Genomic DNA, 21,826 nt, shown 5'->3' on the forward strand with positions numbered 1-21,826 from the left:
ACGGCTTTTAAAGCTTGTCCTATACGCTTTGTGCCGTTAATCTTCGCGGCGGAGAGTCGATTGGACAGTCGCTGCCTTCTATGAAAATTAGGGGGGGGAGGAAAGTCCGGGCTCCATAGGGCGAAGTGCCAGGTAATGCCTGGGAGGCGTGAGCCTACGGAAAGTGCCACAGAAAATAACCGCCTAAGCGCTTCGGCGCCGGTAAGGGTGAAAAGGTGCGGTAAGAGCGCACCGCACGTCTGGCAACAGTTCGTGGCTAGGTAAACCCCACTTGGAGCAAGACCAAATAGGGTTCCAAGGCGTGGCCCGCGCTGGAACCGGGTAGGTTGCTAAAGATGTCCAGTGATGGCCATCGTAGACGAATGACTGTTCACGACAGAACCCGGCTTACAGATCGACTCTCCACCTTTTTTTCTGCTTGCACTGCGAGCAGTTGGCAATATTCAAGACCCGCTCTAACCCCCTCGCTTCAAACACACGAAAATTTCACGAAGTAATGACAAAAAGTTCTTAGTCTTAACAAACTACTTTAAGTTTGAAGTCCAGAGCTTTGAGTTCATTGGCTATCGCTCGTCAAATATTCCTTCGCCTTGCTGCTGTACGTCTATTTACCCACCTAAATCTCAGTTCTGTAAGGGTTTTCCTTCGGGTCGCGCCTTGACGGTGTGGTGGGCGCATTCCTATAGTGTGCGCAAGTGGCGAAAAGTGGCATAAAGTGGGTTTTCTAGACGTAAAACGCTAATATTTGGAGAAACGCAGCCGTGTTTCGTGGAGCCAATGCAATCAGTCTCGATGCAAAGGGCCGTCTCGCAATGCCGAGCCGGTACCGTGACGAGTTGATTTCGCGTAGCTCCGGGCAGCTGATTGTGACGATTGATGCGGTAGATCCCTGCTTATGTGTGTACCCGCTCGATGAGTGGGAATTGATAGAAACCAAGCTGCGGGCATTGCCTTCGTTGCGTGAAGAGAACCGCCGGCTGCAACGCTTGCTGATTGGTAATGCCGTCGACCTTGAGCTCGATGGCAGTGGTCGTTTTCTGGTGCCGCCGCGCTTGCGTGAATATGCCAAGTTGGAAAAACGCGCGATGTTGGTGGGCCAGCTGAACAAGTTTCAACTGTGGGACGAGGATGCCTGGGAAGCTGTTTCTGCCGCTGACCTTGCAGCTATTCAACAACCGGGCGCGATGCCTGACGAACTGCGTGATTTAATTCTGTGACTATAGATAGCGGCTTCAACCACATCACCGTACTGCTCGACGAAGCCGTAGAGGCTCTCGCCGTACGTCCTGATGGATGCTATCTGGATGGCACCTTCGGTCGCGGCGGACATAGCCGTTTGATACTCCAGAAGCTGGGTCCGCAGGGACGCCTGCTCGGGTTTGATAAAGATCCACAAGCGATTGCCACAGGGCAAGCGCTGGCGGCCGAAGACGGCCGCTTTGTCATTGTGCAGCGCAGCTTTGCCGAGATGGGCGCTGAGGTGGCTGAGCGTGGGCTGGCTGGCAAAGTCAGCGGCGTTTTGCTGGATTTGGGTGTGTCCTCGCCTCAACTCGATGACCCGCAGCGTGGTTTCAGCTTCATGAACGACGGTCCGCTGGATATGCGTATGGACCCTTCGCAAGGTGTAAGCGCTGCCGAATTCGTGAACACGGCGACCCGTGAAGAAATAGCCCGCGTTTTCAAAGAATATGGCGAAGAGCGTCACGCCTGGCGTATGGCGGGTGCAGTGGTCGATCGGCGTGAAAGCAAGCCGTTCGAGCGCACGGCTGATCTTGCTGAAGTCCTGAAAGTGGCTAACCCTGCGTGGGAAAAGGGCAAGAACCCGGCAACCCGCACGTTCCAGGGCTTGCGCATTCACGTCAATAACGAACTGGGTGATCTGGAAGCGGGCCTTGAGGCCGCTTTGGAATCGCTGGAAATCGGCGGCCGTCTGGTCGTCATCAGTTTCCACTCCCTGGAAGACCGCATCGTCAAGCAGTTCATGCGCAAGCTGGTTAAGGGCGAGTCAGACAACCTGCCTCGCGACCTGCCCATTCAGCACGTTGCTTTTGTTCCTAAAATCAAAATTCATGGCAAGGCCCTGACGGCCTCCGATGCAGAGCTAAAAGCCAACCCGCGCTCACGCAGTGCTGTCATGCGCGTTGCGGAGAAGCTTCGTTGAACAAGCTCTTTGCCAAGCCACTTCCCGGCGGAAGCTTCTTCATGCTGCTGTTGTTTATTGGCGTGCTGGTTTCGGCTGTCGGCGTTTCATACAGCGCGCACTGGAACCGGCAACTGCTCAACACCCTGTACGGCGAATTGAGTGTGCGTGATAAAGCACAGGCCGAATGGGGCCGCCTGATCCTTGAGCAAAGTACGTGGACGGCCCACAGCCGTATTGAAACCCTGGCCAGCGAACAGCTGAAGATGCGCATTCCTGGCGCAGCAGAAGTTCGGATGGTGGCGCCATGATCAAACTCGAAGGCGCACTCTTCCCGTGGCGTTTTCGCTTGGTGCTGGCTTTGCTGGCACTGCTGGTAGGCGCGATCGCTTGCCAGATCATCTACCTGCAAGTGATCGACCATGACTTCCTTAAAGGTCAGGGCGACGCGCGCAGCGTTCGCCATATTCCGATTCCTGCTCACCGTGGCCTGATTACCGACCGCAATGGCGAGCCGTTGGCGGTCAGTACACCTGTAACCACCTTGTGGGCCAACGCCAAGGAAATGCAGGTTGCCAAAGATCGCTGGCCGGCTCTGGCCCAAGCGCTGGGCCAGGATCCAAAGGTCCTGACGGCGCGTCTTGAGCAGCAAGCCAACAAAGAATTTATCTACCTGGTGCGCGGCTTGACCCCGGAGCAGGGCCAGGCCGTTCTCGACCTGAAGGTGCCAGGTGTTTATGGCATTGAAGAGTTCCGTCGCTTCTACCCGGCGGGTGAAGTGACAGCCCACATGGTCGGCTTTACAGATATCGACGATAAAGGCCGGGAAGGCGTTGAACTGGCTTACGACGAGTGGCTGGCGGGCGTGGCGGGCAAGCGTCAGGTCATCAAGGACCGACGCGGGCGACTGATCAAAGACGTGCAAGTGACCAAAAACGCCAAGGCAGGGAAGACCTTGGCGTTGTCGATTGACCTGCGCCTCCAATACCTGGCTAACCGGGAGCTGCGCAACGCGCTGGTCGAAAACGGTGCCAAGGCAGGCAGCCTTGTGATCATGGACGTAAAAACCGGCGAGATTCTGGCCATGGTCAATCAGCCTACGTACAACCCGAACAATCGTCGCAACCTGCAACCGGCAATGATGCGTAACCGCGCCATGATCGACGTGTTCGAGCCGGGTTCGACGGTGAAGCCGATTTCCATGAGTGCTGCGTTGGAAACCGGTCGCTGGAAACCGACCGACAAGGTTGAGGTTTATCCCGGTACGTTGCAGCTCGGCAAATACACCATTCGTGACGTATCGCGTACCGAAGGGCCGATTCTCGACCTGACGGGCATCCTGATCAACTCCAGTAACGTGGGCATGAGTAAAGTCGCGTTCGATATCGGCGGTGAGGCGATTTTCCGTCAGATGGCGAAAATGGGCCTGGGGCAAGACACCGGGCTCGGCTTTCCCGGCGAGCGTGTAGGCAACCTGCCGAACTACCGCGAATGGCGCAAAGCCGAAACCGCCACGCTGTCTTATGGCTACGGTGTGTCGGTGACAGCGATTCAGCTGGTGCATGCGTTCTCGGCACTGGCCAACAACGGCAAACTGGCGCCCCTGACACTGCTTAAAACCGACAAACCGGTTCAGTCCACCCAAGTGATGCCCGAACAAGTTGCAAAAACAGTGCAGGGCATGCTGCAGGAAGTGATCGAAAACCCCCGTGGTGTGTGGCGTGCCAAAGTGCCGGCTTACCATGTGGGCGGCAAATCAGGGACGGCGCGCAAGACTTCGTCTGGCGGCGTCAAAGGCTACGCCGTGAACTCCTATCGCTCGTTGTTTGCAGGCTTCGGCCCAATGAACGACCCGCGTTACGCCATCGTGGTGGTGATCGACGAGCCGAGCAAAGCCGGTTACTTCGGTGGTCTGGTATCGGCGCCGGTATTCAGCAAGGTTATGTCCGGCACCCTGCGCCTGATGAACGTCACGCCCGATAACCTGCCGACTGCGGCAGAGCAACAAGCAGCGGCGGCCGCTGCGGCAGCCAAAGGAGGGCGCGGCTAATGTCCTTGAGCCTGAACAAAATTTTTCCTCACGCCGGTCACGATTTGTTGATCCGCGAGTTGACCCTTGATAGCCGTAACGTGCGTGCGGGCGACCTGTTCCTTGCCGTGCCGGGCGGCAAGCTCGATGGTCGCGAACACATCGCTGATGCCTTGACCCGAGGCGCGGCCGCTGTTGCTTATGAAGTGGATGGCGCTTCCGTACTGCCCATCACCTCCGTGCCTTTAATTCCGGTCAAAGGCCTTGCTGCGCAGTTGTCGGACATCGCCGGGCGCTTTTATGGCGAGCCGAGCCATCACCTCAATCTGGTGGGTGTCACTGGCACCAATGGTAAAACCAGCGTTACACAACTGGTGGCGCAAGCGCTTGATTTGTTAGGCCAGCACTGCGGCATCGTCGGCACGTTAGGCACCGGCTTTTATGGCGCGCTGCAGAGCGGACGCCACACCACGCCCGATCCGATTGCCGTACAGGCCATGCTGGCGGACCTGAAAAAAGCCGGTGCGAAAGCGGTGGCAATGGAAGTCTCCTCCCATGGTCTGGATCAGGGGCGGGTCAGTGCATTGGCATTTGATGTGGCAGTCCTCACTAACCTGTCGCGCGATCATCTGGACTACCACGGCACGATGCAGGCGTATGCGCAGGCCAAGGCCCGGCTGTTTGCATGGTCTACCCTGCGCTGCCGGGTACTGAATCTGGATGATGCGTTTGGTCGCGAGCTTGCCGCTGAACAGCACGACTCCCGCCTGATCAGCTATAGCCTCGAAGACAGCAGTGCCTCTTTGTATTGTTTCGACGCAACGTTTGACGATGACGGTGTGCGTGCCACGGTGAGAACGGCTCAAGGTGAGCACCTGCTGCGCAGTGCGTTGCTCGGTCGTTTTAACCTGAGCAACGTATTGGCCGCCATTGGTGCCTTGATGGGGCTGGATTACCCGCTGGATGAAATTTTAAACGTGCTGCCAAAGCTGGAAGGTCCGGTCGGTCGCATGCAGCGTTTGGGCGGCGGTTCCAAGCCGTTGGTCGTGGTTGATTACGCGCATACCCCTGACGCGCTGGAAAAAGTTCTGCTGGCCCTGCGTCCTCATGCCAAAGGCCAATTGCAGTGCCTGTTTGGCTGCGGCGGTGATCGCGATCGCGGTAAGCGCCCGCTGATGGCTGAGGTGGTGGAGCGTTTGGCTGACACCGTACTGGTCACCGACGACAACCCACGCACTGAAGACCCTGCGCAGATTTTCGCTGATATCCGCACCGGTTTTGCCGACGACTCCAACGTCACCTTCGTTGCCGGGCGTGGCAAAGCCATTGCGCAGATCATTGCCCGCGCCAATGCAGATGACGTAATCGTCCTGGCGGGTAAAGGGCACGAGGACTATCAGGAAATCAACGGCGAACGCCATGCTTTCTCCGATCTGGTCGAAGCCGAAAGTGCCTTGCTCGCCTGGGAGGCCGACCATGCTTAAGCCTTTGTTGTTGAGCGAAGTCAGCACATCCCTCGCGGGGCATCTGCTTAACGCGGATGCAACCTTTAAGGGTGTCAGCATCGACAGCCGTGCGATTACCAAGGGGCAATTGTTCATTGCCCTGACAGGCCCGCGTTTTGACGGGCATGACTACTTGAACGAAGTGGCGGCCAAGGGCGCTGTTGCCGCGCTGGTCGAGCGGGAAGTGCCTGAGTCGGCCTTGCCCCAATTGATCGTCAAAGACACCCGCGTTGCGTTGGGCCAACTGGGTGCGCTGAATCGTGCTGGCTATGACAAGCCGGTGGCTGCGATTACAGGTTCCAGCGGCAAAACCACGGTCAAGGAAATGCTCGCATGCATCCTGCGCACGCGCGGACCCGTGTTGGCAACCAAAGGTAATTTGAATAACGACCTCGGTGTGCCATTGACCCTCATGGAGCTGGCGCCCGAGCATACAGCCGCCGTGATTGAATTGGGCGCGTCGCGTCTGGGTGAAATCGCGTACACCGTCGGTCTCACGCGCCCGCACGTGGCGGTGCTGAACAACGCAGGCACTGCGCATGTCGGTGAATTTGGCGGCCCGGAAAAAATCGTCGAAGCCAAAGGTGAAATCATCGAAGGGCTGGCGGCTGATGGCGTTGCTGTGCTCAATCTGGATGACAAGGCATTTGGTATCTGGAAGGCCCGGGCCGGTGAGCGCAAGGTCCTGACGTTCGCTCTGAGCAATGTTCAAGCGGATTTTCATGCCAGCCAATTGACCCGTGATGCACGGGGTTGCCCGGGGTTCATGTTGCACAGCCCGGCGGGCGTGGAACACCTTCAGCTCAACCTATTGGGCAGTCATAACGTGGCCAATGCCCTGGCCGCAGCGGCGGCGGCTCATGCGCTGGGCGTCTCGCTGTTTGGCATCGTTTCTGGCTTGAACGCGGTGCAACCGGTCAAGGGGCGGGCTGTGGCTCAACTGACCCCGTCCGGGCTACGAATTATTGATGACACTTACAACGCAAACCCCACCTCAATGTGCGCTGCCGTTGATATACTCGCCGCCTTTTCCGGCCGCACCGTCCTGGTGCTCGGAGATATTGGCGAGCTGGGTGAGTGGGCGGAGCAAGGACATCGTGAAGTAGGCGCTTATGCCGCCGACAAGGTTTCAGCGCTCTATGCGGTGGGGCCGATGATGGCTCATGCCGTCGCTGCATTTGGACACCAGGCTCGTCACTTCGCCAATCAGGCTGACCTGATCAAGGCGCTTCGCGCTGAGCACGAAACAAACACCACTATTTTGATCAAGGGCTCGCGTAGCGCTGCGATGGAAAACGTCGTTGCGGCGCTGTGCGGTTCCAGCGGGGAGAAACATTAATGCTGCTGCTGCTAGCGGAGTATCTGCAACAGTTCTACAAGGGCTTCGCGGTCTTCCAGTACTTGTCCCTGCGGGGAATTCTCGGGGTACTGACCGCGCTGTCTTTGTCACTGTGCCTCGGGCCGTGGATGATCCGCACCCTGCAAAACCGTCAAATCGGCCAATCTGTGCGTAACGACGGTCCGCAATCGCACTTGTCAAAATCCGGCACCCCCACCATGGGCGGCGCATTGATTCTGTCCGCCATCACCATCAGCACCCTGCTGTGGGCAGACCTGAGCAACCGTTATGTGTGGGTGGTGATGCTGGTCACCCTGCTGTTCGGTGCCATCGGCTGGGTCGATGACTACCGCAAAGTGATCGAGAAAAACTCCCGCGGCCTTCCGAGCCGCTGGAAGTATTTCTGGCAATCGGTGTTCGGCCTGGGCGCCGCGATCTTCCTGTACATGACAGCACCGAGCGCGGTCGAAACCACCCTGATCCTGCCGATCCTCAAAGATGCCAGCATTCCGTTGGGCATTGGCTTCGTGGTGCTGACCTACTTCGTGATTGTGGGCTCAAGCAACGCAGTCAACCTGACTGACGGCCTCGATGGCCTGGCAATCATGCCGACGGTGATGGTGGGTGGGGCGCTGGGCATCTTCTGCTACCTGTCGGGCAACGTGAAGTTTGCCGACTACCTGCTGATCCCTTACGTGCCGGGTGCCGGCGAATTGATCGTCTTCTGCGGTGCGTTGATCGGCGCCGGTCTTGGGTTTCTGTGGTTCAACACATACCCGGCCCAAGTCTTCATGGGCGACGTCGGCGCGCTGGCGCTGGGCGCCGCGTTGGGCACCATCGCGGTCATCGTGCGTCAGGAAATCGTGCTGTTCATCATGGGGGGCGTGTTCGTGATGGAGACCCTTTCCGTGGTGATCCAGGTCGCGTCTTTCAAGCTGACCGGCAAGCGTGTGTTCCGTATGGCGCCCATTCACCACCACTTTGAACTCAAGGGCTGGCCAGAGCCGCGTGTGATCGTCCGTTTCTGGATCATCACCGTGATTCTTGTGTTGATCGGCCTTGCCACATTGAAGCTGAGGTAGAACCTGTGTCTCTGATCGCTTCTGACCACTTCCGCATCGTTGTCGGCCTCGGCAAGAGCGGCATGTCCCTGGTGCGCTTCCTGGCGCGTCAGGGCGTGTCGTTTGCCGTCGCCGACACGCGGGAAAACCCACCGGAGCTGGCCACGCTGCGCCGTGACTACCCGCAAGTGGAAGTGCGTTGTGGCGAGCTGGATGTCGAGTTTCTGTGCCGTGCCGACGAGCTGTATGTAAGCCCGGGCCTGGCGCTGGCTACCCCGGCTTTGCAAGCAGCGGCTGCCCGCGGCGTGAAGCTGTCGGGTGACATTGACCTGTTCGCGCGTAACGCGAAAGCGCCCATCGTTGCAATCAGCGGTTCCAACGCCAAGAGCACCGTAACGACACTGGTTGGCGAGATGGCAGTGGCGGCAGGCAAGCGTGTGGCGGTCGGGGGCAACCTCGGCATGCCCGCACTCGACCTGCTCAGCGACGACGTTGAGTTGTACGTGATGGAACTGTCGAGCTTCCAGCTTGAAACCACCCATCAGTTGGGCGCTGAAGTGGCCACCGTGCTCAACGTCAGCGAAGACCACATGGACCGTTACAGTGGCTTGCCCGCGTATCACTTGGCCAAGCACCGGATCTTCCGGGGGGCCCGCCAAGTGGTGGTCAATCGTCAGGACGCGCTGACCCGCCCACTGATGAGTGACGGCCTGCCGTGCTGGACATTCGGTCTTGGCGCACCGGATTTCAAAGCGTTCGGCTTGCGTGAAGAAAACGGCGAAAAATACCTCGCCTTTGAATTTCAAAACCTCATGCCCGTGCGTGAGCTGAAAGTGCGCGGTGCCCACAATCAGGCCAACGCCCTGGCTGCTCTGGCGCTGGGCCATGCGGTGGGGTTGCCGTTCGACGCGATGCTGTCGAGCTTGCGCACTTTCACCGGCCTTGAGCATCGCTGCCAGTGGGTTCGCGAGCTGGACGGCGTGAGTTACTACAACGATTCCAAAGCGACCAACGTAGGCGCGGCATTGGCCGCCATCGACGGTCTGGGCATGGACATGGACGGCAAGCTCGTCCTGATCGCCGGGGGGGACGGCAAAGGCGCCGATTTTAGCGGTCTGCGTGATTCCGTGACGCGTTACTGCCGTGCCGTAGTACTGATCGGCCGGGATGCCGACCTGATTGCCGACGCACTGGGCGATGCTGTGCCTCAAGTACGCGCCGCTTCGCTGGATGAGGCCATTGCCCAATGCCGCGCGCTGGCCCAGCCCGGTGATGCTGTCTTGCTATCGCCCGCCTGCGCCAGTTTCGACATGTTCAAAAACTACGAAGAGCGCGGCCAGTTGTTCGCCCGTGCAGTGGGGGCCCTGGCATGATCTTCGGCGTCCTCAAACCCTATCCTTCACCGCTGATCACGGGCCGTGGCATTGACCTCGACTTCCCGCTGCTCGCCGGTTGCCTGGCCTTGCTGGGCCTGGGTCTGGTGATGATCACCTCGGCATCGTCCGAAGTGGCCGCGTTGCAATCGGGCAACACGCTCTACCACATGATTCGCCACCTGTTTTACATTGTGATTGGTCTGGGCGCCTGCATCCTGACGATGATGGTCCCGATTGCGACTTGGCAGCGGTGGGGCTGGATGTTGTTGGTCGGAGCATTTGGCCTGTTGGTCATGGTGCTGTTGCCCGGCATTGGGCGTGAGGTCAACGGCTCGATGCGCTGGATCGGGTTCAGTTTTTTCAACGTTCAGCCGTCTGAAATTGCCAAGGTCTTCGTGGTGATTTACCTGGCCGGTTACCTGGTGCGCCGCCAGAAAGAAGTCCGCGAAAGCTGGATGGGCTTTTTCAAACCGTTCATCGTGTTGCTGCCCATGGCGGGCCTGTTGCTGATGGAGCCCGACTTCGGCGCCACTGTCGTGATGATGGGGGCGGCGGCTGCCATGTTGTTTCTGGGCGGGGTTGGGCTTTTCCGCTTTGCCCTGATGGTGGCACTCGCGGTAGGTGCGGTGTTCGTGCTGGTCCAGGCGCAACCCTACCGGATGGCACGTTTGATCACCTTTACCGACCCCTGGTCTGACCAGTTTGGTTCGGGCTATCAGTTAACTCAGGCGCTGATCGCGTTTGGTCGTGGGGAGTGGTTCGGCGTCGGTCTGGGCAACAGCGTTCAGAAGCAGTTCTACCTGCCCGAAGCCCATACCGACTTCGTGTTCTCCGTGCTGGCCGAAGAGCTGGGCGTGGTGGGTTCGCTCCTCACCGTGGCCCTGTTCGTGTTTGTCTGTGTGCGCGGGATGTACATCGGAATGTGGGCCGAGCGCGCCAAGCAATATTTCGCGGCCTACATGGCGTACGGCTTGTCCTTCCTGTGGATCGGTCAATTCCTGATCAACATCGGGGTGAACGTGGGCTTGCTGCCTACCAAAGGGCTGACTCTACCGTTCCTCAGTTATGGCGGCAGTTCGTTGGTGATTTGCTGCGTGTGCATGGGGTTGTTGCTGCGCATTGAGTGGGAGAGTCGTACCCACTTGGGCAGTGAAGACACCGAGTTTAAAGAAAGCGATTTCGCAGAGGAGCCGAACCATGGGCGCTAATGTGCTGATCATGGCAGGCGGCACCGGCGGACACGTGTTCCCGGCTTTGGCCTGTGCGCGCGAATTTGAAGCCCGTGGTTACACCGTGCACTGGCTTGGTACACCGCGCGGTATCGAAAACGAACTGGTTGAACCCGCCGGTTTCACCTTGCACCGGATCAACGTCACCGGCCTGCGGGGCAAGAGCAAACTGTCGTTGCTCAAGGCGCCCTTCGTATTGCTCAAGGCGTTGATGCAGGCGCGCGCAATCATTCGTCAGCTCAAGCCCGTGTGCGTGCTGGGTTTTGGCGGGTACGTGACTGGCCCCGGCGGTTTAGCCGCCAAAACCTGTGGCGTTCCGGTGATCATCCATGAGCAAAACGCCGTGGCCGGCACCGCTAACCGCCTGCTATTGCCGATGACGCAGCGCGTGCTCGAAGCCTTCCCGGAGACCTTTGAGCCCTCAGACAAACGCCGCACCACCGGCAATCCGGTGCGCGCCGAACTGTTTTCCCTGGCGCCACGCACGCCTTTGCACGGTCGCAAGGCACGTTTGCTGGTGTTGGGCGGTAGCCTTGGGGCCGAGCCGCTGAACAAGTTGCTGCCTGAAGCGCTGGCCCAAGTGCCGGCCGAGGTGCGTCCTGAAGTGTTTCATCAGGCCGGCAAGCAACACGACCAGATTACCGCCGAGCGCTACACCGCGGTTGGCGTTGAGGCTCACGTACAGCCTTTCATTAAAGACATGGCCCACGCTTATGGCTGGGCCGACCTGGTGGTTTGTCGCGCAGGCGCGCTGACCGTCAGTGAACTGGCTGCGGCCGGTCTGCCTTCGCTGTTGGTGCCTTTGCCCCACGCGATTGACGACCATCAGAGCCGTAATGCCGACTTTTTGGCCCGGGAAGGCGCGGCTTTCCTGATGCCACAAGCGACGACTGGCGCAGCCGATCTGGCTGCACGCCTGACAGAGGTTTTGATGCAACCGGAACGACTGAACAGCATGGCGACCAATGCTCGCCGCTTGGCCAAACCTGATGCGACCCGCAACGTTGTCGATATCTGCCTGGAGGTGGCCAATGGTTGAGAATCAAAAAGCCATGCCACAACCGGAAATGCGCCGTATCCGTCGCATCCACTTTGTCGGTATCGGCGGCGTGGGCATGTGCGGGATCGCTGAAGTGTTGCTGAACCTGGGTTATCAGGTGTCGGGCTCTGACCTGAATGCATCGCCTGTGACCGAACGCCTTGAGTCGTTCGGTGCGCACATTTATATCGGCCACCGCGCCGAAAACGCCGCCAACGCCGATGTGTTGGTGGTGTCGAGTGCCGTCAATACCTCGAACCCGGAAGTGGCCAGCGCGCTTGAGCGTCGCATTCCGGTCGTGCCGCGTGCCGAGATGCTGGCTGAACTGATGCGCTATCGTCACGGGATTGCCGTGGCCGGTACGCACGGCAAAACCACCACCACCAGCCTGTTGGCCTCTGTGTTTGCCGCCGGTGGATTGGACCCGACATTTGTGATTGGTGGTCGGCTGAATGCAGCAGGCACCAATGCACAACTGGGCACCAGCCGTTACCTGATTGCCGAAGCCGACGAGAGCGATGCCAGCTTCCTGCATCTGCAACCGCTGGTAGCTGTGGTCACTAACATCGACGCTGACCACATGGCGACCTATGAAGGCGACTTCAACAAACTGAAGAAAACCTTCGTCGAATTCCTGCACAACTTGCCGTTCTATGGCCTGGCCGTGCTGTGCCTGGACGATTCGGTGGTGCGTGAAATCCTGCCGCTGGTCAAGCGTCCGACCGTGACCTATGGCTTCAGCGAAAACGCTGACGTGCGTGCAATCAATGTACGCCAGCAAGGCATGCAAACATTCTTCACCGTGCTGCGCCCTGACCGTGAGCCGCTGGATGTGTCCGTCAACATGCCGGGCAACCACAACGTGCTCAATGCGTTGGCGACCATCTGCATTGCCAGCGATGAAGGCATCAGCGATGACGCCATCGTTCAGGGTCTGTCGGGCTTCCAGGGTGTGGGCCGTCGCTTCCAAGTGTATGGCGAGCTGCCAGTCGACGGCGGCAGCGTGATGCTGGTTGACGACTATGGCCACCACCCGACTGAAGTCGCCGCCGTGATCAAAGCCGTACGGGGTGGCTGGCCTGAGCGTCGTCTGGTGATGGTCTACCAGCCGCACCGTTTCAGTCGCACCCGCGATCTGTATGACGACTTTGTGCAGGTGCTGGCCGATGCCAACGTGCTGTTGCTGATGGAAGTCTACCCGGCGGGCGAAGAACCGATCCCGGGTGCTGACAGCCGCCAGTTGTGCCACAGCATCCGCCAACGCGGCCAGTTGGACCCGATCTACATTGAGCGCGGCGTTGAGCTGGCGCCGATCGTCAAGCCGCTGTTGCGTGCGGGCGACATCCTGCTGTGTCAGGGGGCTGGTGATATCGGTCGTCTGGCGCCGCAACTCATTAAAAGTCCGTTGTTTGCCGGTGCTACCGTGGCAGCCAGCGAAGGAAAGTTGAAATGACTGCAGCCTACGCCAACCTGTTTTCGACCATTGCCCCCGCAGACTTCGGCCGCGTAGCGGTGCTGTTCGGCGGCAAAAGCGCTGAGCGTGAAGTGTCGCTCAAGTCTGGCAATGCGGTCTTGAATGCACTGCAAAGCGCCGGCGTGGATGCGTTCGGCATTGATGTGGGCGATGACTTCATCACCCGTATCACCCGCGAAAAAATTGACCGTGCGTTCATCATTCTGCACGGCCGTGGCGGTGAAGACGGCAGCATGCAGGGCCTGCTGGAATGCCTTGGCATTCCTTACACCGGCAGCGGCATCCTGGCGTCAGCCTTGGCAATGGACAAGTTGCGCACCAAACAGGTGTGGCACAGCCTGGGTATTCCGACCCCGCGCCATGCCGTATTGAGCACTGAAGCCGATTGTATTTCTGCGGCGAAGGAACTGTGCTTCCCTTTGATCGTCAAACCGGCCCATGAAGGTTCAAGTATCGGTATGGCCAAAGTGAACAGCGTTGACGAGTTGATCAGCGCATGGGCCGACGCCAGCAAGTACGATTCGCAAGTGTTGGTTGAACAATGGATCTCGGGTCCTGAGTTCACCATCGCCACCCTGCGTGACCAGGTGTTGCCTCCGATTGCCCTGGGCACCCCGCATACGTTCTACGACTACGACGCCAAATACGTGGCCAACGATACCCAGTATCGCGTGCCATGCGGTCTCGATAGCGCCAAGGAGCAAGAGCTCATGGACCTCACGGCAAAAGCCTGTGAGGCGATCGGTATTGCCGGTTGGGGCCGTCTGGATGTCATGCAGGACGCCGATGGCCAGTTCTGGCTGCTGGAAGTCAACACCGCGCCGGGCATGACCGATCACAGCCTGGTGCCGATGGCGGCCAAGGCTGCCGGTCTCGATTTTCAACAGTTGGTGCTGTCGATTTTGGCAGCCAGTGTAGAGCGGCGAGGTTAAGTCCATGCAAGGCGCCCAGCATCGCCAGCCGCCCCTCGCTCCCGGCCGCAAGCCGGTGCCGCGTGGCGCGAGCCGAATGGTGGCGAAAGAGCCGATGTCGGCGCGCCTGCCAAAAGCCAATTTCGGCTTTTTGAAAGCGCTGTTCTGGCCGGTGTTGCTGGTGGCGTTGGGTTTCGGCACTTACGAGGGTGCGCAACGGCTCATGCCTTACGCAGACCGGCCGATTACTAACGTCAACGTGCAGGGCGACCTGACCTACATCAGCCAGCAAGCCGTGCAACAGCGCATCGCACCTTACATTGCGGCGAGCTTTTTCACGGTCGACCTGGAAGCCATGCGCACCGAACTGGAACAGATGCCATGGATTGCCCACGCCGAAGTACGGCGGGTCTGGCCGGATCAAGTGGTGATCCGTCTTGAAGAACAATTGCCGGTTGCACGGTGGGGCGATGAAGCACTGCTGAACAACCAGGGGCAAGCCTTCACCCCGCGTGAACTGGCCAATTACGAACATTTGCCGCAGCTGTTCGGCCCTCAACGGGCTCAGCAGCAAGTGATGCAGCAGTATCAGGTATTGAGCCAGATGCTGCGTCCGATGGGCTTCTCCATAGCCCGGCTGGAACTGCGTGAACGCGGTAGCTGGTTCCTGACCACAGGGGCGGGCAGTGCAGGGCCAGGTATCGAGCTGCTGTTGGGACGCGATCACCTGGTAGAGAAAATGCGTCGCTTCATAGCCATCTATGAAAAAACGCTGAAAGAACAGATTACGAACATAGCGCGCATTGATTTGCGTTATGCCAACGGATTGGCCGTCGGCTGGCGGGAACCTGTGGCACCCACGATAGCCCAACCCGCTGTCGCGAAGAATTAAGAAGAGGCAGGACCCATGGCAAATGTGCAAAGCGGCAAAATGATCGTCGGCCTGGATATCGGCACCTCCAAGGTGGTTGCGCTGGTAGGCGAAGTCGCGGCCGACGGCCAACTCGAAATCGTTGGTATCGGCACCCATCCATCCCGTGGCCTGAAGAAGGGCGTGGTGGTAAACATCGAATCCACTGTGCAGTCGATCCAGCGCGCAGTGGAAGAAGCGCAGTTGATGGCCGGTTGCCGTATTCACTCGGCGTTTGTCGGCGTGGCAGGCAATCATATTCGCAGCCTGAACTCCCACGGCATCGTGGCGATCCGCGACCGTGAAGTCAGTTCGGCCGACCTTGAGCGCGTGCTCGATGCTGCCCAGGCAGTGGCCATTCCGGCAGACCAGCGGGTGCTGCACACCTTGCCGCAGGACTACGTAATCGATAACCAGGAAGGCGTGCGTGAGCCACTGGGCATGTCGGGCGTACGTCTGGAAGCCAAGGTGCACGTGGTGACATGTGCCGTGAATGCTGCGCAAAACATTGAGAAGTGCGTGCGCCGCTGTGGCCTTGAGGTGGATGACATCATCCTTGAGCAACTGGCGTCGGCCTACTCGGTACTCACCGATGATGAAAAAGAGCTGGGCGTTTGCCTGGTCGACATCGGCGGCGGCACCACTGACATCGCGATTTTCACCGAAGGTGCGATCCGTCATACCGCGGTGATCCCGATTGCCGGCGATCAAGTGACCAACGATATCGCAATGGCGTTGCGCACCCCGACCCAGTACGCCGAAGAAATCAAGATTCGCTACGCCTGCGCGCTGGCCAAGCTGGCAGGCGCCGGTGAAACCATCAAAGTGCCAAGCGTGGGTGATCGTCCACCGCGCGAGCTGTCGCGCCAGGCCCTGGCCGAAGTGGTCGAGCCTCGTTACGAAGAGCTGTTCAGCCTGATCCAGGCCGAGCTGCGCCGCAGCGGTTACGAAGATTTGATCCCTGCGGGCATCGTCCTGACAGGAGGCACCTCGAAGATGGAAGGCGCGGTCGAACTGGCCGAAGAAATCTTCCACATGCCTGTGCGTCTTGGTGTGCCACACAGTTTTAAAGGGTTGGCCGATGTTGTGCGTAACCCGATTTACTCCACGGCTGTGGGCTTGCTGCAATACGGGCTGCAAAAACAGTCCGATGGCATTTCTCTGTCGGGATTAGGCAACCGCGACAGTTACAGCAGTGAAGAACAGAAAGCCCCTGTCCTTGAGCGCCTTAAGCGCTGGGTACAGGGCAATTTCTAAGCAACAAACGATTTACCAGCAGTAGAAGTAGGCGAAAAAAACTAGAGAAGGTAAGGAGAGGGAAAATGTTCGAACTCGTAGACAACATCCCGCAAAGCCCGGTAATCAAGGTTATCGGTGTTGGTGGTGGCGGTGGCAATGCTGTTAACCACATGGTTAAGAGCAACATCGAAGGCGTGGAATTCATCTGCGCCAACACGGACGCCCAAGCGCTGAAGAGCATTGGTGCCCGTACCATCCTGCAATTGGGCACTGGCGTGACCAAGGGCCTGGGTGCCGGCGCGAACCCCGAGGTTGGCCGTCAGGCTGCTCTTGAGGACCGCGAGCGCATCGCTGAAGTGCTGCAGGGCACCAACATGGTGTTCATCACCACGGGCATGGGCGGCGGAACCGGTACCGGTGCTGCACCGATCATTGCCGAAGTGGCCAAGGAAATGGGGATCCTCACCGTTGCGGTAGTGACCCGTCCGTTCCCGTTCGAAGGTCGCAAGCGCATGCAGATCGCTGACGAAGGTATTCGTCTGCTGTCTGAAAGCGTCGATTCGTTGATCACGATTCCGAACGAAAAACTGCTCACCATTCTCGGTAAAGACGCCAGCCTGCTGTCGGCTTTCGCCAAGGCCGATGATGTACTGGCCGGTGCCGTTCGCGGTATCTCCGACATCATCAAGCGTCCGGGCATGATCAACGTCGACTTTGCCGACGTGCGCACCGTGATGAGCGAAATGGGCATGGCGATGATGGGCACTGGCTGCGCCAGCGGTCCTAACCGTGCACGTGAAGCCACTGAAGCGGCGATCCGCAACCCGTTGCTCGAAGACGTGAACCTGGAAGGCGCGCGCGGCATCCTGGTGAACATCACTGCCGGTCCTGACCTGTCGTTGGGTGAATACTCCGACGTGGGCAGCATCATCGAAGCTTTCGCTTCCGAACACGCGATGGTCAAGGTCGGCACCGTAATCGATCCGGACATGCGCGACGAACTGCACGTGACCGTGGTTGCAACCGGTCTGGGCGCGAAAATCGAGAAGCCGGTCAAGGTGATCGACAACACGGTACAGGCGTCGTACGCCGCTTCTTCGGCTCAGGCCGCAGCCGCGCGTCAGGACGTTCGTCAGGAAACCCGTCAGGAGCTGCCATCGGTTAACTACCGTGACCTCGACCGTCCGACCGTGATGCGTAATCAGGCCCAGCAAGGCGCGACAACCGCTGCCAAGCTCAATCCTCAAGACGATCTGGATTACCTGGACATCCCGGCTTTCCTGCGTCGACAGGCTGATTAATGAAATCAATCAGGGGGATTAAGGTGATTGGTGTTCAGCAAAGGCTCGGTCTGCTATTATCGCCAGCCTTTGTTGATACCAGTTCGCAATTTGCGCTGAAGCGGCCAATGCCATGATTAAACAACGCACCCTGAAAAATATTATCCGTGCCACAGGTGTCGGCCTGCACTCCGGTGAGAAGGTCTACCTGACCCTCAAGCCTGCGCCTGTGGACACCGGCATCGTGTTTTGTCGTGCAGACCTTGACCCTGTGGTGCAGATTCCTGCTCGCGCGGAAAACGTCGGCGAGACAACCATGTCGACCACGTTGGTCAACGGCGATACCAAAGTAGACACGGTAGAGCACTTGCTCTCGGCCATGGCTGGCCTGGGGATCGATAACGCCTACGTCGAACTCTCCGCGTCTGAAGTCCCTATCATGGACGGTAGCGCTGGACCTTTCGTATTTTTGATTCAATCTGCCGGCCTGGAAGAACAGGACGCGCCGAAGAAATTCATCCGTATCCTGCGTGAAGTGACCGTTGAAGATGGCGACAAACGCGCCACTTTTGTCCCTTTCGAAGGCTTCAAGGTGACTTTCGAGATCGATTTCGATCACCCGGTTTTCCGTAATCGCACACAAAGTGCAAGCGTGGATTTCTCAAGCACTTCGTTTGTAAAAGAAGTCAGCCGCGCCCGTACCTTTGGCTTCATGAGTGACATCGAGTACCTGCGCAAGCACAACCTCGCACTCGGTGGCAGTGTGGAAAACGCGATCGTTGTCGACGCGGACGGTGTACTGAACGAAGACGGTCTTCGCTATGAAGATGAATTCGTGAAGCACAAGATCCTCGACGCCATTGGCGACCTCTACCTGTTGGGCAATAGCCTGATCGGCGAGTTCAAGGGCTTCAAGTCTGGCCATGCATTGAACAACCAGCTGCTTCGCAAGCTGATTGAGCAGAAAGATGCGTGGGAAGTCGTGACCTTTGAAGATGCCAGCACTGCACCGATTTCGTACATGCGTCCGGTTGCGGCAGTTTAAGTAAAACTTCTTTCTCTAGTTTTTGAAGGCCGCCCTCGGGTGGCCTTTTTTTATGGCCCCAAAGGGTGCGAGGGGCTAAGCGACGTTTTGCTCGTGTTGCTGCTCACTGACGCTGACAACCCTGTTTCTACCGCTGTGCTTGGCTTCATACAGCGCTGCATCCGCTTTGCGCACCAGCTCTTGCAGCGTGTCACCGGCTCTCACCTGACGGGTATAAGTGCCCAAACTGATGGTCACTGAGGCGCCTCCATCAGTAATCGGCGCCATCCCTTCCACCGCTTTGCGTATCCCTTCGGCAATTTGCCGGGCGCCGCGCGTGTCCGTGTCCACCAGCAACACCGCAAACTCCTCTCCGCCATAACGCGCTGCCAGATCGGAGGGGCGCCGTACCTGTGATTTGATCCGCTGGGCGACTTTGCGGATGACCTCGTCACCGGCCTGATGCCCGTAGGTGTCGTTGAACGCCTTGAAGTGATCAATGTCCATCATGATCAGCGAAATACAGCGACCTCCGCGTTGCGCCCGCCGCCATTCCTGGGCTAACCGCGCATCCAGCGTCCGACGATTGGCCAAGGTGGTGAGGGGGTCAGTGGTGGCCAGCCCTTCGAGTTCGGTTTCAACATGCTGACGCAAGCGCATTTCACGGTTCAGCATCCAGGTCATCCAGATCAGAGACAGGCATAGCAGCGCAGCAAAGCTATCCACCACCCAGGTGGTCATGCGCCAGCCCTCAAAGATGCTGTCTGTAGACAAAGCCACGACGACAACCAAGGGTAAATTGCGAACCCGTGAAAAACTGTACAAGCGCTCTACGCCATAGATGTGCGAGGTTGCGATGAAACTGCCCTCGGTCTCGTCGAGAAATCGCTGGATGCCGGGCAGGCAACCGACGTAGGTGCCAAAAAGGGGGCGGATAGTCACGGGGTACTGGGTTATCAGCGTCCCGTCACTGCTCATCAGATTGATAGTGTCATCCGGGCTCAGCTCAAGGCTCTGAAACAGCTCATAGAAGTATTCCAGCCTCATTTGTGCAACCCCGACCCCCAAAAAGGTGCCATCAGGCGCACTGATACGGCGACTGAACGCGATGTTCCAGTCATCCACATCGGGGCCAGTCTTGAAGGGAGGGCTGATAAAGAGCGGATCGCGTGAGCCATGACGGTGAGCGCTAAAGTACGCTTGATCGCTAAGGTCAGCAGGTGACGCAATGGCGGTGCGCGAGTCGGCGACTAAAATGCCGTTGGCATTGAGGATGAAAAAACCATCGTCCGAGGGAGCGTCCAGCGCTCTGCTAAACAGGAGCTGGTGCTGAATATCCGCAGGCAGCGTGTTCAGCTCGGCGCTTTGCCAGGTTTTAATCATCCCGTTCAGCACGTCGTCATAAAGGCGCATGACTTCGCTGATGTTGCGATCAACCAATTGCACGATGTTGGTGGCTGAGCGCGTCGCCTGTTTTTTGTCGTCGATGTAATCATGGTGAATAAAAAAACCGATGATGCTCAAAATCGCCATGATCGACAGGCTGGCGAAGGTCATGAGCAGGCGTTGGCTCACGATGTGTTGCTCAGAGGCAGGCCGGGTGTTTATGAGCGCACAATAAGTACGGCTCGCCAAATTTCAAGGTCTTTGAGTTGAAAAAAATGACCCCATAATCAGCGTGCGGGCTGATTGGCTCAAGCGTCGCCTGCGGCGTTGCGACTGACCACGCAATTACGCCCGTTTTTCTTGGCCTCATAGAGCGCCTGATCGGCACAGTGCAAAAAACGGGTTTGTGAATCGTCCGCGGTTACCTGTTGGGTGCAGGTGCCAAGGCTCACGGTGATCGGTATACCCCCCGGTTTAATGGGGGGCAGTTGCTCAATGGTGTGACGAATACGCTCTGCGAGCTGCGCTGCACCCTCGGCGTGGGTGTCGGGCAGGACCATGGCGAACTCTTCGCCGCCATAACGGGCAACCAGATCAGTTGAGCGTCGCACGAAAGTCTTCAGGGTTTTGCCAACCAGGCGCAAGGCTTCGTCACCGTAGGGGTGACCGTAAGTGTCATTGAACGACTTGAAATGATCGACGTCGATCATGATCAGCGACAGCGGTTTGCGAGTGCGTTGAGCGCGAAGCCACTCAGTCGTGAGGGTTTCATCCAGTTTTCGGCGGTTGGCCAGTTCGGTAAGCGGGTCGGTGCGGATCATCGCTTCCAGCGTCTGCTCTGCCTTGCGTCGTAATTGCAGTTCGCGACCCAGCAGCCATGTCAGGCCGAGCAAGGTGATGCACAGCATCAGCGTCACACACCCGACCAACAACGCATTGCGCCGCCAACTGGCGAACACGTCTTCAGTGGCCAGTGAAACCACCACCACCAACGGCAGCTTGCCGACCTCAGAAAAACTGTACAGCTCCTCTTGGCCGTGTTTGCTGGAGACCGCAATAAAGCTGCCTTTGTGCTCCTTCAACAGGCGATTGAAGATCGGGTCGTGGCTCAGATCGTCCCGGGCATTGTCACGGCCGGGTTGCTGGATGAGCAGGGTGCCGTCGGTATTGATCAGGCTGATGGTGCTGTTGGCCCCGAGATCCAGCTTTTGAAACAACGAGCGAAAGTACTCGACCTTCATTTGGGCGATCGCCACACCCTGGAACGAACCGTCGGCACCGGAAATTCGACGGCTGAAGCTGATGCAGCACGCTCCCTGAGTGGCCTCGGTCGGGAAGGGGTGGGAGATAAACAGGTCATTGCCGGATGAGTCACGCTGCTCGATAAAGCTTTGCCAATGACTGTAGTTTTTACCGGGCGTGTAATCGGCAAGGGAGCTGACCACCAGATCGCCTCGGGCGTTGAGCAGGAAAAAGCCACCGTTGTCGGGTGTTTCTTCAGCTTTATCGAACATCAACATTTGCTTCAGCGGCTGGGAAAGGTTGCCAAGGTCGCCACGTTTCGAGACCCGGATCAGCGCGCTGAGTGCGGAGTCGTATTGCTCAACGGTGTTTTGAACATCGCGATCGATCAGGCGAACAATATTGAGCGAGGTACGGATGGCCGCCAGTTCAACACTGCGATGCTCGCGCATCAGCAAAAACGCATTGATGCTGAGAATGGCTATGACGCACGCCGTCATGGCGATCAACAACCAGCCCTGCGTGATCGGTGGTTTAGATGAGTGGTGGGTTATTGCCATGCTGCGGTCGGCCTCTAGACAGCCCCTAAATGAGCACACCCCCACAAAAAAGCCAGCGTAAACGCTGGCTTTGTATCAGGGT

At 58.3% G+C, this 21,826-nt stretch carries 18 protein-coding genes and 1 other RNA gene; 17 read left to right on the plus strand and 2 right to left on the minus strand.

Features of this window, described 5'->3' with window-relative positions; translation table 11 throughout:
* The first annotated feature begins 52 nt into the window (after positions 1-52).
* From rnpB to lpxC, 17 genes are all read left to right on the plus strand, one after another.
* Positions 53-406, plus strand: an RNA gene (rnpB, locus tag V6F78_RS16475) — RNase P RNA component class A.
* Positions 407-761: 355 nt separating this feature from the next.
* Positions 762-1,217, plus strand: coding sequence for a division/cell wall cluster transcriptional repressor MraZ (mraZ, locus tag V6F78_RS16480; RefSeq protein ID WP_047273774.1), 456 nt, complete (start codon positions 762-764; stop codon positions 1,215-1,217).
* Positions 1,214-2,161 (plus strand): 16S rRNA (cytosine(1402)-N(4))-methyltransferase RsmH, encoded by a 948-nt coding sequence (rsmH, locus tag V6F78_RS16485; RefSeq protein ID WP_047278903.1) that lies wholly within the window; start codon positions 1,214-1,216, stop codon positions 2,159-2,161. The genes mraZ and rsmH overlap by 4 nt, the downstream gene beginning before the upstream one ends.
* Complete coding sequence (gene ftsL / locus V6F78_RS16490; protein ID WP_019823808.1) at positions 2,158-2,451, plus strand: cell division protein FtsL; 294 nt, start codon at positions 2,158-2,160, stop codon at positions 2,449-2,451. The genes rsmH and ftsL overlap by 4 nt, the downstream gene beginning before the upstream one ends.
* Complete coding sequence (locus V6F78_RS16495; protein WP_048374480.1) at positions 2,448-4,190, plus strand: peptidoglycan D,D-transpeptidase FtsI family protein; 1,743 nt, start codon at positions 2,448-2,450, stop codon at positions 4,188-4,190. The genes ftsL and V6F78_RS16495 overlap by 4 nt, the downstream gene beginning before the upstream one ends.
* On the plus strand, positions 4,190-5,653 hold the full coding sequence (locus tag V6F78_RS16500; RefSeq protein ID WP_094990601.1) for a UDP-N-acetylmuramoyl-L-alanyl-D-glutamate--2,6-diaminopimelate ligase: 1,464 nt from the start codon (positions 4,190-4,192) through the stop codon (positions 5,651-5,653). Before V6F78_RS16495 ends, V6F78_RS16500 begins: the two co-directional genes overlap by 1 nt.
* Entirely contained in the window at positions 5,646-7,013 is a 1,368-nt protein-coding gene (locus tag V6F78_RS16505; protein ID WP_273416918.1) for a UDP-N-acetylmuramoyl-tripeptide--D-alanyl-D-alanine ligase, read from the plus strand. The genes V6F78_RS16500 and V6F78_RS16505 overlap by 8 nt, the downstream gene beginning before the upstream one ends.
* The gene (gene mraY / locus V6F78_RS16510) at positions 7,013-8,095 is read left to right on the plus strand and encodes a phospho-N-acetylmuramoyl-pentapeptide-transferase (RefSeq protein ID WP_047273782.1); all 1,083 of its coding nucleotides are present in this window, start codon (positions 7,013-7,015) and stop codon (positions 8,093-8,095) included. Before V6F78_RS16505 ends, mraY begins: the two co-directional genes overlap by 1 nt.
* 5 nt (positions 8,096-8,100) lie before the next feature.
* Positions 8,101-9,447: a UDP-N-acetylmuramoyl-L-alanine--D-glutamate ligase gene (murD, locus tag V6F78_RS16515; protein ID WP_047273784.1), complete on the plus strand. Its 1,347-nt coding sequence runs from the start codon at positions 8,101-8,103 to the stop codon at positions 9,445-9,447.
* Positions 9,447-10,658, plus strand: coding sequence for a putative lipid II flippase FtsW (ftsW, locus tag V6F78_RS16520; RefSeq protein WP_169838967.1), 1,212 nt, complete (start codon positions 9,447-9,449; stop codon positions 10,656-10,658). Before murD ends, ftsW begins: the two co-directional genes overlap by 1 nt.
* Positions 10,648-11,718: an undecaprenyldiphospho-muramoylpentapeptide beta-N-acetylglucosaminyltransferase gene (gene murG / locus V6F78_RS16525; RefSeq protein ID WP_094990599.1), complete on the plus strand. Its 1,071-nt coding sequence runs from the start codon at positions 10,648-10,650 to the stop codon at positions 11,716-11,718. Before ftsW ends, murG begins: the two co-directional genes overlap by 11 nt.
* Entirely contained in the window at positions 11,711-13,171 is a 1,461-nt protein-coding gene (gene murC, locus V6F78_RS16530; protein ID WP_332727855.1) for a UDP-N-acetylmuramate--L-alanine ligase, read from the plus strand. The genes murG and murC overlap by 8 nt, the downstream gene beginning before the upstream one ends.
* A complete protein-coding gene (locus tag V6F78_RS16535; protein WP_047278892.1) occupies positions 13,168-14,124 on the plus strand; it encodes a D-alanine--D-alanine ligase in 957 nt (318 codons plus the stop codon). The genes murC and V6F78_RS16535 overlap by 4 nt, the downstream gene beginning before the upstream one ends.
* Before the next feature lie 4 nt (positions 14,125-14,128).
* Positions 14,129-14,995, plus strand: coding sequence for a cell division protein FtsQ/DivIB (locus tag V6F78_RS16540; protein ID WP_047278891.1), 867 nt, complete (start codon positions 14,129-14,131; stop codon positions 14,993-14,995).
* Between the two features lie 15 nt (positions 14,996-15,010).
* Positions 15,011-16,270, plus strand: a complete 1,260-nt coding sequence (gene ftsA, locus V6F78_RS16545; protein WP_047273790.1) for a cell division protein FtsA — start codon at positions 15,011-15,013, stop codon at positions 16,268-16,270.
* Between the two features lie 65 nt (positions 16,271-16,335).
* Positions 16,336-17,553: a cell division protein FtsZ gene (gene ftsZ, locus V6F78_RS16550; protein ID WP_047273791.1), complete on the plus strand. Its 1,218-nt coding sequence runs from the start codon at positions 16,336-16,338 to the stop codon at positions 17,551-17,553.
* A gap of 112 nt (positions 17,554-17,665) precedes the next feature.
* Complete coding sequence (gene lpxC, locus V6F78_RS16555; protein WP_047273792.1) at positions 17,666-18,577, plus strand: UDP-3-O-acyl-N-acetylglucosamine deacetylase; 912 nt, start codon at positions 17,666-17,668, stop codon at positions 18,575-18,577.
* Positions 18,578-18,652: 75 nt separating this feature from the next.
* On the opposite strand, the gene V6F78_RS16560 is transcribed toward lpxC, so the two are convergent.
* Entirely contained in the window at positions 18,653-20,131 is a 1,479-nt protein-coding gene (locus tag V6F78_RS16560; protein WP_254658294.1) for a sensor domain-containing diguanylate cyclase, read from the minus strand.
* Positions 20,132-20,250: 119 nt separating this feature from the next.
* Positions 20,251-21,744 carry a sensor domain-containing diguanylate cyclase gene (locus V6F78_RS16565; RefSeq protein ID WP_047292170.1) on the minus strand — a complete coding sequence of 498 codons (1,494 nt, stop codon included), beginning with the start codon at positions 21,742-21,744 and terminating at the stop codon, positions 20,251-20,253.
* Positions 21,745-21,826: the final 82 nt, after the last annotated feature.

This window comes from Pseudomonas sp. ESBL9 (genome assembly GCF_036668715.1).
Classification (GTDB): domain Bacteria; phylum Pseudomonadota; class Gammaproteobacteria; order Pseudomonadales; family Pseudomonadaceae; genus Aquipseudomonas; species Aquipseudomonas lundensis.